Origin of the sequence: Bifidobacterium rousetti (genome assembly GCF_008698235.1) — a bacterium.
Taxonomy (GTDB): Bacteria; Actinomycetota; Actinomycetes; order Actinomycetales; family Bifidobacteriaceae; genus Bifidobacterium; species Bifidobacterium rousetti.
Window position 1 is genome coordinate 200,494 of the sequence record NZ_PEBH01000003.1, and the last position, 14,268, is coordinate 214,761.

Sequence of the window (14,268 nt, forward strand, 5' to 3'; positions counted from 1 at the left end):
AGTCAGTTATAAGCGTCATGAAATATAAGGTAATGATGGGGAAAATATTACGGAAATACAAACGGGTGACGACGCCTATCGCGTCATCACCCGTTCCTTGTCCGCTCCTCAGGTCATCAGACGAAAAACGCCCTGGAATCACCCCGATCAGTCGATGTCGTAGGTGAACACCAGCAGCCTCTGGCCGCCGTCGACGACGAGCGTTTCGAGCTCGCGGTGGCGCACGAAGCCGCAGCGCTGGTACAGCCGGTGCGCGTACGGCATGTTGGGGCCGGAGTGGATGAGCACCTTGCGGTAGCCGTACGCCTTGCCGACGGCGATGCTGTGCTCGACGAACGCCCTGCCAAGCCCGTGACCACGACCGATCGGCAGCACGCCCATCGTGTTGAACTCGAACGTGGGTTCGCGGTTGAACGCCGGCTTGACGGTGGTGCAGGCGCCGTACAGCGTGCCATCCCCGTCAACGATGACCCAGATGTCCTCGGCCTTGGCACGGTCCGGGATGTCGAGCAGGCGATGCTTGTAGAACTCGCTCATCGGCCCGTTCGTCTTGAACGCCTCGTACAGGGTCTCCCCCACCGCCACGTACTCCGACGGGTCGGCCAGACGCAACGTGAGCCCGTCGCCCAGATCCTTCACCAGCAGGTCCGCGGGCAGCGAAGTCGCGTCCGTCGCGGTGATGGCGATCCCGGACGCGGTGTCAACAACATCCGCATCCAGACCTGTGCGCACGTCCTCGGCCACAGCCACATTCCCCATATCTCATTTCCTCCGTTCAGCATTCAATCCCGTTCAGTCCCATTCGGTCCCATCCGGCTTTCGACCCGATGATTTCGGCCCGATGATGATTTCGACCCGAAATCACCCTTCATACGGCGCCACGTTCCGCGCGAACTCCCACAGCTCGTACGATCCGCCGCAACGATCCCGCCGCGGAATCCCAGGAACTCGCTCAGATGAGCTGCTCCTGCTTGACCGGGAAGATGGTCGGCGTGCGCGGCACGATCACGTTGATCGGCGTCTTGGCCTGCTGCGCCACCGCATCGGAATCCTCGACGTTCGCGTACTCGTTGAACGAGTCGAGGAACTCGCGCAGACGCGGCGTCTTGGGCGCGGAGAACACCTCCTCCGGCGCGCCCTGCTCGACGACCTTGCCGCCGTCGATGAACAGCACGCGCGTGGCGATCTGACGCACGAACCCCATCTCGTGGGAGACGAGGAGCATCGTGTTGCCCTCCTTCGCCGCCTTGTCGATCGTCTCCTGCACCTCGCGCACACGTTCCGGGTCGAGCGCGGAGGTCGGCTCGTCGAGGAGCAGCAGCTGCGGATCCATCGACAGCGCGCGGGCGATGGCGACGCGCTGCTGCTGGCCGCCGGACAGGTGCTGCGGATAATGGTCCTGCCATGCCTCCAAGCCGACGTTGCGCAGCTCGGCGAGGGCGCGTTCACGGGCCTCCTGCTTCGACACCTTCTTGACGACGGTCAGCCCTTCCATCACGTTCTGCAGGGCGGTGCGGTTCTTGAACAGGTTGAACTGCTGGAACACCATCGCGGTGGAACGTCGGATGGCGACGGTGTCCTTCTTGGTGACCTTCGCGAGGTCGTAGGTGCGTCCGTCGATGGTCAGCTCGCCCGCGTCGGGCTTCTCGAGCAGGTTGATCGAACGCAGGAACGTGGACTTGCCGGTTCCCGAAGGACCGATCAGCGCGACGACCTCACCCTTCTCGATGTCGAGGTCGATGCCGTCGAGCACGGTGTTCTTGCCATAGGTCTTGACCAGACCGCGGATCTTAATCATTTGCCAGCACCTCCTGTGCGGTGGCTTGCTTCAAAGCGGGGGATTCCTGCGGGATGGACAGCTTCTTCTCCAGCAGGGAGCTGAGGAACTCGAGGATCAGGGTGATGATCCAGTAGATGATCGCCAGCGAGCAGTACATCTCGAAGTAGCGGTAGGACGATCCGGCCATGATCTGGCCGGCGGCCGTCATCTCGACCACGGCGCACACGAACGCGAGCGACGTGCCCTTGATCAGTCCGATCAGCGAGTTCATGAGTCCCGGAAGGGCGATGACGCCCGCCTGCGGGAAGATGACGCGCCTTCTGACCTGGCCGGGGGTCATGCCCATCGACTCGGCCGCCTCGATCTGCCCGGGATCGACGGCGGTGATGGCCGCGCGGATGATCTCGGACATGAACGCGGACTGGTTGAGCGCCAGGGCGAGGATCGCGAACAGGACCGGCGGGACGCCGTTGATGTCGAAGTTCGTGCCGTTCCAGTAGTTGATGTACTTCAGCAGGATCGGGATGCCGAAGTAGCTGATGTACAGCTGCACGATGATCGGGGTGCCGCGCAGGAAGGAGATGTACACGGTGCTGATCTGGTACAGCACCGGGACGCGCCTGATGCGGATCATCGCGATGATGAAGCCCAGGATCAGGCCAATGACGCCCGCCGCCGCGGTCAGCTCCAGTGTCACGGGCAGATACGCCAACAGCTCCGGTATCTGCGTGAACACCAGTCTGATGTCGAAAAGGTCAGGCATTGTCTCATCTCCACCTGGATTGGGGACCGAACGATCCCGTGCGATTCTGTAGATTCTGTACGTGCCGGCCCGATCGGAAGTCCCCTGCTCGAACCGTTATCCAGATGGTATTTCGCCGCTGCTCGCGATTGCAATCCCGCAGTAATCGGCGTTGGTTATAGGCTGCTATCAACCGTTTCCGGCATGGGCGATGGGGGGCATCCCGATCACCCGGAATACCCCACCAGTCACGTCCACGACACGCCGCGCGGCCTGTGCACCCCTACCCCTTAACGCGATCCAGCACAATGCCGGTCTGATACGCATCCTCGCGATGAAAGGACCCGACGCCGGTGACCGTGAATACCGGAATACGGTATTCGTCGGCGATCGCACGGACGCCGGCATCATCCTCAACGGATTGCACGCCGACGATCCCCAGAGGCAGCTCGCACCCCAAAGAGAACCCCGTGTGACGGCAGAACGCCATTATCCCCCGCTCGTCGGTGTGCAACGCCAGCCAAGGCAACCGCTCATGCAGTGCGCGAAAGAACCCGGTCCAAGACCCTGGCGTGTTCTCGGTGGACGGGATCACACGATCCCTTTCGAATCGGTTCACCGCGGGATCATACCGTACCAGCGCATCTGGGATGTCGTAGATGTATCTCAGCAGACGGTGTCCCTCATGCAGACGATGCTCCTGCTCAGGATGCCTCACGAAGCCGATCGACCTGTATAGATGTATGGCATGCGTGAGCGGGAATCCCGTATAGATCCCTACGCGCGGCACACCCAAACGTCCGATCTCAGCGATGGAATGATTGACGAGCATCCGGCCGATACCCCGTCCTTGTGCTTCGGGCGACACCGACAGGAACCGAAACATGCGTTCGCCACGCATCGAGGAGATCAGCGATTCCGGTTTCTCTACAGCCGTACGCGGTGTGAGCACAGCGCCAAAGATGGCGCTTCCCGCCCCATCGGCATTTCCACCGCCTGCATCGGTTGCGATCCACACCGTCCATCGCGCACTGTGCCGTTCCAGCGAACGCATGTCCCGCTCGTACGCTTCGGAAACGAACAATCCAGTCCGACGGAACGAATCGACCATCATGTTCTCAATGAGCGGATACTCATTGCGCCGGGCTTGGCGGATGGCCACGTCTGAGGCCATGTCTGCGTCGATATTCACCTTCACACCAGCGTCCTCATGGCAGTATGGCTCACTCATGTCCCAACGGTTTCTTCTCACCGGCGGTGACCGCGAACGGTAAATGGTTCTGCAATGGGGCGAACGGACAGGTGCAGAACGGCGTGTATGCACATGGCAGGTTCAGGGCGTGGTTGAAGTCGAGCGTGCGCAGCGCATCGGGATCGAGGTTCCCGATGGTGATGATGCGCGAACCACCATATGTCTCCTTGCCGGAGGTTGCGTCGCGGAACAGGATGATGCCGGAGTTGTCATGGAATCCCTGGAAGACGGTCAGCGGATATTCCCTGCCGTCGACGGTCAGGTTGAGCACGCCCACGACGTGCTCGTTATGGCTCAGCCCATCCACGGATGCCGGGACCGAGACGATGGTGTCCTTGTCCTGCGCCGGTTCGAAACGTGCGGGGACTATCCACTTCGGATCGGGCTCGAAGTACGGCGTGCCCGCATAGTCGGCGATGAGTTTCGACTTGGGGTCGCGCACGCGCACCGCAAACGTCCGCGTGCCGCCGATGCGTTTGATGAGCTCCGCCTTGACATCGTTGAAGGTGAGGATGGCCACATCGGCGTCCTCTTCCGCCTTGACGATGTATCCACGTTCGCTCAGCACAGGCAATCCGTTAATGTTGATGACCCGGTTCGGATCCGGAGTGTAGGTGATCGTGTCGCCGTCCTGCCACCAGCTTCCCGGAAACGACGGAACCGTGACGTCCCCGTGATCGGTCAACCATGTGAGGTCGACGATTGACAGGAACCCATGCGGGGAGGTGAGAATCTCCTCACGCCGGCTGTGCCATTGAAGCCATTGCTCTTTGTATTCCAGATATGCGGTGTCGTCGGTAGCGGTATCCACCGCACTGTTCCCCGTTTCGTGTGCTCTCATGCGTATCTCCTGATTCTTTTTTGTTTTTGGTCTGTGTTTCTATTTCCGGCTCGCGTGGACATGCATCGGGTGGCCACACATCAGGTGGCCACACACCGATTCACGCCGTTCTGGTCAAAGGCGTGTGTTGGATGACTCGTTCGAGGAACCGCTGAGTCCGCTCATGCCGTGGATCGGTGAAGATCTGCTCCGCACTCCCCTCTTCGATCACTTCGCCATCGTCCATGAACATCACATGGCTCGCCACCTCACGCGCGAACTGCATCTCGTGCGTGACGACGATCATGGTGACCTGTTCGCGCGCGAGTTCCTTCATGATGTCCAGCACATCTCCCACTCTCTCGGGATCGAGTGCGGACGTGGGCTCGTCGAAGAAGATCACCTTCGGCTTGACCGCGATGGCACGAGCGATGCCGACACGCTGCTGTTCACCGCCGCTCAGCTCCACCGGGCGCTGGTTTGCATGGTCGGCCATGCCGACCTTCTCGAGCGCCTCCATCGCAATGTCATGCGCCTGTTTGTCGGGAATGCCATGCGCTTGGGTGAGAACCTCAGTCACATTGCCCAGCGCGGTGCGGTTCGGGAAGAGGTTGTAGTGCTGGAACACGAATCCAGTGGCCCTGCGCAGACGAAGGATGTCCCTGCGCTGGTACCGTGACACGTCACGCCCTTCTCCATTAAACCCGATGACACCGGAATCGGCTTTTTCGAGGAAATTCATCGTCCTCAGAAATGTGGTCTTGCCTGAACCTGACGGTCCGAGGATGACGTTCACATCGCCGGCCTCCACGTTCAGGGAGATGTCCTTCAGCACTGTCTTTCCATCAAACGACTTGGCGATGTTGCGGGCTTCGAATAACGGCATATCCGCCTTCCTTTCATTGATGATTCATTGCACGGGATGACATGGCACAGGGCCACGCACATTACGCGGTTCTGTTCCGCTGCACGTTCAGCCGTTTCTCCACGAATCCGGTGATGCGGGCCAATACGAAGCAGGAGCACCAATAGATGACCGCAAGCGCGATGTACACCTCGAAGAAGCGGTAGCCGGACGAGGCGATGATCTTGCCCTGCCCCATGATGTCCACCACGCCGATAGTGAAGGCCAGCGAGGTGTTCTTCATCAACATGAGCAGCATGTTGCCGAGGTTGGGCATGGCGATGAGGAGCGCCTGCGGCAGGATCACCCGAAGCATCGTCCTTCCACGGGTCATACCGAACGCCTCCGCCGCCTCGACCGAGCCGCGGTCCACCGCCTCGATGGCGCCGCGGATGGTTTCGGCGAAATATGCTCCGTCACCGAGTGAATACGCGATGAAGACGCTCAGCAGTGCGGGCACACCGTGCGTGGGATAATCCGTACCGAAATTCGCGTTCCATAGCCGGATGACCACAGGGATGCCAAAATAGATGAGATAGAGCTGCACCAGCAACGGGGTACCGCGGATGAACGAGACATATGCGTCCACGATCTGCAGCAGTACCGGGATACGGTACACCTTGACGATCGCACAGCCGAGTCCGATCAGCAGGCCGCATATGTAGGCCACCGCGACGATGAGCAGCGTGATGGGGAAATACGGCATGAGTTTGCCGAACGAATCCAGCATGAACTGCACGTCGAAGATGGTGTTGCTATTGCTCATGGATCGCCTCTCTGAGGGTAAGTGACCGAAGATGCCGGTGGCAGGTCACTGTCCGGAGATGTCCTTTCCGAAGTATTTGAGCGAGATGTCGCTGATGGTACCGTCTGCCTTGAGCTCCGCAATGGCTTTGTCGAACAGTCGCTTCGCGCGTTCGCCGCGCTGGGTTCTGCCGAAAAGGTAATATCCATCATCCGCTTTGCTTCCCTCGCCACTGGTGATCGGAATGATGGCGAGACTGTCGTCATGACGTTCGTGCTCGTAGGCGTAGACCGCGGTATCGCCCACCACGGTGGCGTCGATCTGCCCGTTCCTGACCGCCGTCACGAGTTCGGTAATGCCATAGTCGCCGTGGTTGAGATCGATGGGACTGCCCGCATGGTCCTTGTTGTACTGCTCCAGTAGCAGCTGGTCGGAGGCCCCAGTGGAAAACGTCCCCACCTTCAGTTTCTTTTCGGCCACATCATCCAGCGAGGTGATGCCGCTGAACTTGGACTTGTCGTAGATGATGACATGACGGTTCACGGCGACCGGCTCGGCGGAGTACAGGTATCGCTGCTCGCGTTCGGGCGTTTTGCTCATCATGAACGCCAGCACGTCGTCCTGTCCTGTCGTCAGCGCCTGCGATGCCGCAGCGAAGTCAGTCACATCCCATTCGACCTTCACATCAGGCAGTTTGTCGTCGATGGCGTTGGTGAGGTCCACATAGTAGCCGGTCAGTTTACCGGTATCCGGATCCTTCCATGCGAACGGCGTTCCGGTGCCGGTGGTCACCACTTTGATGGTTCCCGAGTCCTCCGATGCCTCCACGCCCGACGCCTTGGGCGCATCCGTGTTGGTGCAGGCTCCCAGGGAGCCTATCATGAGCGCGGCAACGAACGCGGCGATCACGCGCCTCGCCATACCGGACCGCTTCCTACGTACCAGCCCGTACGACGATCCCGCCAATGCATCGATTGCTGTTCCGAACATGTCTTCCCCTTTTCACCATGTCTGGATCTTCTTGATTCCCGGATACCATCCGGCTCTCAAATGAGCCGCCCGCCGCCATCGACGGTGATGTACTGCCCCTGCACGAAACTGGAGGCGTCGGACGACAGGAACAGCACAGTGCCGTTCAGCTCGTCGACATTCGACACACGGCCGGCCGGGATGCGGGCGATGAGCGCCTTTCTGACATCCGGCCGCTCATAGTATCCACTGCCGGTTCCGGATGTCCCACTGGTCATGCCGGTTTGGAAATAGCTTGGCGCGATCGCGTTGGCGGTGATGCCGTAACGGGCGTAACGGGCGGCGATGTTGATGGTCAGCCCCAGCACCGCGGCCTTGGAAGCGTGATAGGAGTCGCATGCGTGGTCGATGGTCATGTTGCCGTGCAACGCGGCGATCGACGAGATGTTGACGATCTTGCCGTATCGGTTCTCCTTGAAGTGCGGCAGCAGGAAACGCAGGACGTTGCGTATGCCGGTGACGTTCACCTCGAACACCTCGTTCCACGTGTCCAATGGATCCACTTCGATGTCGTCTTTACGATTGATGCCGGCATCGTTGAGTACGATGTCAATCCTTCCATAATGCGCGATGGCCTCATGCACCGCACGTTCGACCTGCGACTCATCGGTGACGTCCGCCGTGAGGGCAATAGCCTCATGGCCGGCGTTCTCCAGAGTTTTCCGGACTCGCTCGAGTCCGTCGGCATTAACATCCAGCAATGCAAGTGCCGCACCGGCGTCCGCGTATGCGTACGCGGCCTGCTCACCAAGCCCGCTGGCGCCTCCAGTCACCAACGCGACTCGTCCGGTCAGATCGAAATAGTTCCTTACCATTGCACATTCCCCTTCTTGTGTAAATTTATTAACTACATGTGATGCTCACTGATAGTAGCCCCACAATGCATCACATTTGGCCGGCACATCATACGGAAAAGGAATAGCCGGCTATCAGACACCGTGATTACAACGATTGCAACACCAACAAACCGCACAAACCCCTCGATCGCGACCGAAGCCACAATCAAAGACATCGCATCATGAATCAGTCATTAACGCGACTGTTATGTAGCTCTAAGATTTACATATGATGATCACGGCACAGCATTTGCACGCCACCCCTAGCATGAACCATATGAGCCCTCACGCTTATCGCGTCATCAGGGCATCATCAGGAAGCATCACAAGAAAGGATGAGCATATGTCCCTCGTCAACAATCCGACCATCGACGTCCTGCTGCGCAGGAAATCGGTCCGCCGTTTCGCCGATACCCCCATTCCGGACGACATCGTCGAAACGTTGGAAACCGCCGCCCAACGCGCGGCGACCAGCCAATACCTGAACTCCTGGTCGGCGATCCGCATCACGGATCCAGACATCAAGAGGCAACTGTCCGAACTGTCGACCCAGACATTCGTCGCCGATGCACCACTGCTGTACATCTTCGTCGCCGACCAGCATCGCAACACCCGGATCGCGCACGAGGAGGGCGTGGATATCACGTCCGACGATCTGTATTTCAACTCGCCCGCCGCTTTCGGCCAAGCCAAGGATGACGCAGTGCTTGCCCTGCACGCCATGGAGACCGCCGCGTTTTCGCTGGGACTCGGGGCGGTGATCATGGCGGCCATCGTGATGCATACGCGCGAGGTCATCGAGCTGCTGCACCTGCCCAAGCTCACCTATCCGATTCTCGGCATCGCGCTCGGAGTGCCCGAGGAACCGGTCACCGCCCCCGCTACCAAGCCACGTCTCCCCAAGGACACGCAATTCTTCGACAACACCTACCCGACCGCCGACGAGGAGCGTCTGCTGGACCCGCAGCTGAACGAGTTCGACAAACAGGTAGCCGAGTTTTACCGTCAGCGCGGCGGCGCCGCTCCGGCCTCGTTCAAGGCATGGCTCGCCAGCCGATCCGTCCGTCCGGGCCTGTCGCAAAGGGAACCCTTCTCCACAATCGCCCGCGATCAGGGGTTCGGCTTCTGAAAGCCTTTCCGGAATCACCCAACACCATCGGATGGTTACCGCCCGACGAGCCGCCGGCCAGACGCAATCACGCGGCAGCCGGCGGTTCGTCTCCCCCAAACAGAAGGCGGGCGTGATAGTCGTCGACCATCTGAGACAAAGTGATCGACGACATGGCTTGGGCCGCCGCCTGCTCGACCCGCTCATACGCGGGAGTCAGCACTGCGCGGATGTTTTTCGCTATCGGGCAGGATTGCCCCACATACTTGTGCATGCCGATCATCGTGGACAGACCTTCGGGCTCGACCGCGTTTTGAATGTCGAGCAGAGTTATGTCCTTCGGGTCACGGATCAGATGCGCACCCCCCTCGCCCCGATTCACATCGATGATGCCGGCCTTCTTCAACGAGCAGAACAGGGAGCGAATGCTTGCCGCGTTACATCCGGTGCTCTCGGCCAGCAACCGGCTGGTCACCCGATGATCGCCCGCCTCGTTCATAAAGATCAGGCAATGCACCGCCACGGAGCACTTCATGCTGATATGCACAGGCAAGCCCCCTCGTTCAAACCATTCGATTCTCATTACCTTTCATCACGAACCATATCCCAGTGCCGCGATATGGTTTATATGTAATTCTAAATATTACATTACTGGGTCGCCGGAAATCCAACACCTGCGGAATCGAAGAAAGGACGCGCCACCATGCGAGCAGCGCAGATCAACCGTTACGAGAAGGACGCCGCCAAGGCCATTGCGGGGGTTGAGGTCAACGAGATCCCCGAACCGTCCATCGGCGACCGCGACATACTGATCCGCGTCAAGGCGGCGGCCGTCAATCCGCTGGAATTGCTGGTCGCCGCCGGCGCAGTCAAGCTGATCCAGGATTATCCGATGCCGGTCACGCTCGGCAACGAGGTCGCCGGCGTCGTGGAACGCGTGGGCGATGCGGTGCGCGGATTCCAGCCGGGTGACCGCGTGTACGCCCGCACGCCGATCGACCACCCCGGCGCGCTCGCTGAATTCGTCGCATTGCCCGGAGACGCTGTGGCGCCGATGCCCGAGGGATACGATTTCGACGAGGCCGCGACCATCCCGCTCACCGGTCTGACCGCGTGGCAGGCGTTCACGGAGGTCCTGGACGCCAAGCCGGGGCAGGGCGTCCTCATTCCCGGAGGCTCGGGCAGCTTCGGACGCATGGCCGTGCCGATCGCCAAATCGCTGGGGCTGGACGTCACCGTCACCGGCAACGAGCGCTCGCGCGACGAGATCCTCGCCCTCGGCGCCGACAGGTATCTCGACTACCGTGCGGAGGATTACTGGCAGGCCGGCGTCAGTGTCGACTACGTGATCGATACGCTTGGGCCGGCAGAGTTCGACCGTGAGCTGTCCGTGCTGAAACCCGGCGGCACGCTGCTCAGCCTGCGCGGCGTGCCCAACAAGGCATTCGCCGAACGCATGCGGATGCCGTTCCTCAAGCGCACGCTGTTCTCGCTCGCCGGATCGAAGCTCGACAAGAAGGCGCAGACGCAGGGCAAGCGGTACGAATTCATCTTCGTGCGGGCGGATGGCGAACAGCTGCGTCATATCACCGACATCGTGAAGGAACGCGATGTGCACCCCTCCATCGACCCGCACATGCTCCGCCTTGACGACATTCAAGCGGCGCTCAAACTCGTCGCCGGCATGGGAGGACACGCATCAGGCAAGGTCGTGGTCCGGTTCTGACCACGGCACGATCCGGAAGTACATGAAAACCCACAGGAAGCATGGAAGATGCACCCCACGCGCTTTACACGCGACTGTCAGAGCACGCCGTCGTACCCGACTCCGAGCCGATCTGACACGGTTTCAAGCGACGCGACCGTCCCGGGGTCGAGCGTCACCGTACCACGTACCGTGCGTTCCCGATACGCGGTCTCCTCCTTGTCACCATGCACATACACGCGACTGCCGGACGCCGCGGGGATGCGGCGGATCTCGTCCAAGTAGTCGGAGAACCGGGCGATGATCGCGTCCGGGTCCCCGAAGATCGCAGGATCGATGGCGGCGAAGCAGTGACCGACGCCGTGATGGATGCCGAGTCCGTCCACTTCGCTGGACTTGTTGCCCTTCACCCGAATGTGGCATAGCAGACAGCCGCACATCGCCCGCTCATCGCCCCGAAAACACAGTCATTCCGAGCGATATCCGACGGTCGGTGACGGTCATCTCTTGCTGCACAGGGCTCTTGCGAGAGATCTCCGTCACTGATGCGCACGGATCTCCCGCCGGAACGCTCCCAGCGAGAGATTGACCGCCATAAGGTACCCGATACCTCTCGATAGGAGGGACCCCAGCGAGAGATCGATGCCATACGGCACCGGGCATCTCTCGGCAGGCCGACTCCAGCGAGAGATATGCGTCAGTTACCGACACACATCTCCCGCAGAATCGCCCCGACAGCCGCCAACGGCGGCACAGCGGAGGCAAAACAGCGGCAAAACAAACGGAACCGGTGCACGCACACCACGGCCGTGGGCGCGCACCGGTTCCTGGGAACGGATACGGGATGATGAACGGTGATCGATCGAGCCTCAGGACAAGGACTCGACCTCGCGCCGGCTTTCGGGACTTGCGGAGATGATCGCACCGACGTGTGACCCCGCATCATCCGACATCCGCAACGTGTATGGACGGATGAGTTTAACGCCTATGACCGGAACATGGACCGGCCACAGGCTACATCATTCGGAAGGCTCCCGCGGCGGCGCCCGTCGTGACACGCACCCTGACGCTGATCATGACAATCCCCTTTCTGTCATGGTGATGGTTTCCTCTTCCCCCATCGCCGCCGGCGGATCCCCCAACCCGCCGACGACGAAATCCTAATGTGGCCCGCGAACTCAGGCGAACACGCCCGACGTAAGCTGTGCGAACACATCGGCGTCGGAGTGACGCTCGATGTACTTCGAGTACGCGATGTCGAACGCCTGACCCAAGTCCTCGATGAGGTCGGCCGCGTCCTCGATGCCGACGGCGAGACGCACCAGCTCGTCGGTGATGCCGACCTTGAGGCGCTCCTCGCGCGGCAGTTCGAAATGCGTCATCTTACACGGCAGTTCGGCGAGCGATTCGACCGCGCCGAGCGAGACGGCCAGACGGAACACATGCAGGTTGTCGAGCACGTCGGCCGGGTCCACGCCGGGCACGACCTCGAAGCTCAGCACGCCGCCGGCGCCCTTGAGTCCCTTCTCGCGCAGCTCGTCCTCGTGCCCGGGCAGCCCCGGATAATGCACGGTCTTGACCAGCGGATGCGCGAGCAGGTACTGCGCGATCGACTTGGCGTTGGCCTGCTGACGGTCCATGCGCAGCGCGAGCGTCTGGATGCCGCGGCGCACCGCGTCGCATTCGAGCGGGGCGAGCACGCCTCCGAAGCGGTTCTGCGCGAAGTAGATCCTGTTGCCGACCTCCTCGCTCAGCGTCACCACGAGTCCGGCGTTCACGTCGGAGTGTCCGGCGAGGTACTTGGTCGCGGAGTGGATGACGATGTCGGCGCCCAGATCGAGCGGGCGCTGCAGGTACGGGGTGACGAACGTGTTGTCCACGATGGTCAGCGCCCCGTATCGGTGGGCGATGTTGGCGATGCCGCGCACGTCGTTGACATCGAGCAGCGGGTTGGTCAGGACCTCGAAGTAGACGGCTTTGGCCGGCGAGACGCCGTGCTCGCGATCCCCGGCGACCGCAGTTTCGAGCGCCTGGAAATCATGGGTGTCGACCGATTCGATCGTCAGCCCCCAGCGGGAGAAGTAGTCGTGGAACAGCGAGTAGGTGCCGCCGTAGATGTTCTTGCCGACGATGATGCGGTCGCCCGGCTCGAAGATGCTCAGGGTGGCGTGGATCGCGGCGAGTCCGGAGGCGAACGCGAATCCTCGCGTGCCGTGCTCGAGCTGCGCGATCTGACGCTCGAGGAACTCGCGGGTCGGGTTGCCGCTGCGCGCGTAGTCGTAGCGGGGCATGGCGCCGACCTCGTCGAAAGCATATGTGGTCGAGTTGTAGATCGGCGGGTTCACGGCGCCGGTGGCGTTGTCGCCGAGCGGAAGGCCGTGTACGAGCTGAGTGTTGAACCTAGTCATTGCGCACCCCCTATCGTGTATCGCGCGGATTGATATTGCGTTGTTCTGTTGTTCCGTGTGTTCTGTTGTTTCCTGCCGCCTGTCCGGGGTGTTCCCCGTGCGGTTGGTTATGACGATAACGCAAGTCGACGTGCGACGGAACGGTGTCGCTATATGCGTTGGTTATGGGATGTTATGAGTGGGCGTGAGCGGGCGACATCAGGCGACGTTGGGCGGCATTATGGGTCCGCGACATTCGACGCCTACACTGGGGAATCATGAAGATCACCAAGGCTTTGACGCGTCTGACCGGCTCCGCGTCCGCTTCCTCCGCTTCCTCTGATTCCTCCCCGGTGTTCGTGCTGCTGCACGGCTGGGGCTCCAACGAGTACGACCTGCCCGACCTGCTCAACTACTGCGGCGCGGGTTCGGCCGATTTCGCGAGTCTGCAGGCCCCGATCGCGTACGGCATGGGCTACACATGGTTCGGCGACTGGGCGCACGAGGGCGTGCCGGAGGGTGAGTCGCTGACCCGTCAGGCGTATGACGCGGCCGCCGCGATCGACGAGTGGGTGAAGGCCAACATTCCGGCCGACTGCACGGTGGTCACGATGGGCTTCTCGCAGGGAGGCCTGCTCGCGGCGCACATGCTGCGCTTCGATCCGGCCCGGTACGCGGCGGCCGTGAGCTTCTCCGGCTGGCTCGCGCCGGGTGTGATGGACGGCGACAAGGCGCTCGAAGCCTCACAGCCGCCGGTCTTCTACGGCCACGGTTCGATCGACGACATCTTCCCCGCCGCCGACGTCGCGGCGATGAGCGCGTTCTGGCGTGCGCACGGCACGCTGAGCGAGCACATCTACCCCGGCATGGCCCATTCGATCAACATGGACGAGCTGCGCGACGTGCGCCGCTTCCTCGAATCGCACGACCTGATCCGCCCGCAGATCCCGTGATCCGGCT

Annotated in this window: 15 protein-coding genes; 3 read left to right on the forward strand and 12 right to left on the reverse strand. The window is 61.2% G+C overall.

All coding sequences use genetic code 11. The features are described from left to right. Nucleotides 1–147: 147 nt before the first annotated feature. From CSQ85_RS05320 to CSQ85_RS05360, 9 genes are all read right to left on the reverse strand, one after another. Nucleotides 148–759: a GNAT family N-acetyltransferase gene (locus CSQ85_RS05320; RefSeq protein ID WP_150383179.1), complete on the reverse strand. Its 612-nt coding sequence runs from the start codon at nt 757–759 to the stop codon at nt 148–150. A gap of 193 nt (nt 760–952) precedes the next feature. Continuing rightward, the gene (locus CSQ85_RS05325) at nt 953–1,798 is read right to left on the reverse strand and encodes an amino acid ABC transporter ATP-binding protein (RefSeq protein WP_150383180.1); all 846 of its coding nucleotides are present in this window, start codon (nt 1,796–1,798) and stop codon (nt 953–955) included. Beyond that, nucleotides 1,791–2,543 carry an amino acid ABC transporter permease gene (locus CSQ85_RS05330; RefSeq protein ID WP_107041315.1) on the reverse strand — a complete coding sequence of 251 codons (753 nt, stop codon included), beginning with the start codon at nt 2,541–2,543 and terminating at the stop codon, nt 1,791–1,793. Before CSQ85_RS05330 ends, CSQ85_RS05325 begins: the two co-directional genes overlap by 8 nt. Before the next feature lie 262 nt (nt 2,544–2,805). Beyond that, nucleotides 2,806–3,753 (reverse strand): GNAT family N-acetyltransferase, encoded by a 948-nt coding sequence (locus CSQ85_RS05335; RefSeq protein ID WP_150383181.1) that lies wholly within the window; start codon nt 3,751–3,753, stop codon nt 2,806–2,808. Further along, the gene (locus tag CSQ85_RS05340; protein ID WP_190972902.1) at nt 3,746–4,585 is read right to left on the reverse strand and encodes a DUF1684 domain-containing protein; all 840 of its coding nucleotides are present in this window, start codon (nt 4,583–4,585) and stop codon (nt 3,746–3,748) included. The genes CSQ85_RS05335 and CSQ85_RS05340 overlap by 8 nt, the downstream gene beginning before the upstream one ends. Nucleotides 4,586–4,715: 130 nt before the next feature. Continuing rightward, a complete protein-coding gene (locus CSQ85_RS05345) occupies nt 4,716–5,480 on the reverse strand; it encodes an amino acid ABC transporter ATP-binding protein (RefSeq protein WP_107041312.1) in 765 nt (254 codons plus the stop codon). Between the two features lie 61 nt (nt 5,481–5,541). Then, nucleotides 5,542–6,264, reverse strand: coding sequence for an amino acid ABC transporter permease (locus CSQ85_RS05350; protein WP_150383183.1), 723 nt, complete (start codon nt 6,262–6,264; stop codon nt 5,542–5,544). Between the two features lie 45 nt (nt 6,265–6,309). Continuing rightward, nucleotides 6,310–7,233, reverse strand: a complete 924-nt coding sequence (locus CSQ85_RS05355) for a transporter substrate-binding domain-containing protein (RefSeq protein WP_150383184.1) — start codon at nt 7,231–7,233, stop codon at nt 6,310–6,312. Between the two features lie 56 nt (nt 7,234–7,289). Beyond that, complete coding sequence (locus CSQ85_RS05360) at nt 7,290–8,087, reverse strand: SDR family NAD(P)-dependent oxidoreductase (protein ID WP_150383185.1); 798 nt, start codon at nt 8,085–8,087, stop codon at nt 7,290–7,292. Nucleotides 8,088–8,451: 364 nt separating this feature from the next. Here CSQ85_RS05360 and CSQ85_RS05365 point away from each other — a divergent pair, with 364 nt between their 5' ends. Then, on the forward strand, nt 8,452–9,237 hold the full coding sequence (locus tag CSQ85_RS05365; RefSeq protein WP_190972903.1) for a nitroreductase family protein: 786 nt from the start codon (nt 8,452–8,454) through the stop codon (nt 9,235–9,237). A gap of 67 nt (nt 9,238–9,304) precedes the next feature. On the opposite strand, the gene CSQ85_RS05370 is transcribed toward CSQ85_RS05365, so the two are convergent. Continuing rightward, nucleotides 9,305–9,763 carry an RrF2 family transcriptional regulator gene (locus CSQ85_RS05370; protein ID WP_150383187.1) on the reverse strand — a complete coding sequence of 153 codons (459 nt, stop codon included), beginning with the start codon at nt 9,761–9,763 and terminating at the stop codon, nt 9,305–9,307. Nucleotides 9,764–9,919: 156 nt separating this feature from the next. On the opposite strand from CSQ85_RS05370, the gene CSQ85_RS05375 reads away from it, so the two are divergent. Beyond that, nucleotides 9,920–10,942: an NADP-dependent oxidoreductase gene (locus CSQ85_RS05375; RefSeq protein WP_150383188.1), complete on the forward strand. Its 1,023-nt coding sequence runs from the start codon at nt 9,920–9,922 to the stop codon at nt 10,940–10,942. Nucleotides 10,943–11,019: 77 nt separating this feature from the next. Here CSQ85_RS05375 and CSQ85_RS05380 read toward each other — a convergent pair whose 3' ends face one another. Next, nucleotides 11,020–11,331, reverse strand: a complete 312-nt coding sequence (locus CSQ85_RS05380; protein ID WP_223846855.1) for an Ldh family oxidoreductase — start codon at nt 11,329–11,331, stop codon at nt 11,020–11,022. Nucleotides 11,332–12,099: 768 nt separating this feature from the next. After that, the gene (locus tag CSQ85_RS05385; RefSeq protein WP_150383190.1) at nt 12,100–13,329 is read right to left on the reverse strand and encodes a trans-sulfuration enzyme family protein; all 1,230 of its coding nucleotides are present in this window, start codon (nt 13,327–13,329) and stop codon (nt 12,100–12,102) included. 257 nt (nt 13,330–13,586) lie between these two features. On the opposite strand from CSQ85_RS05385, the gene CSQ85_RS05390 reads away from it, so the two are divergent. Then, nucleotides 13,587–14,261: an alpha/beta hydrolase gene (locus tag CSQ85_RS05390; RefSeq protein WP_150383191.1), complete on the forward strand. Its 675-nt coding sequence runs from the start codon at nt 13,587–13,589 to the stop codon at nt 14,259–14,261. The last annotated feature ends 7 nt before the right edge of the window (nt 14,262–14,268 follow it).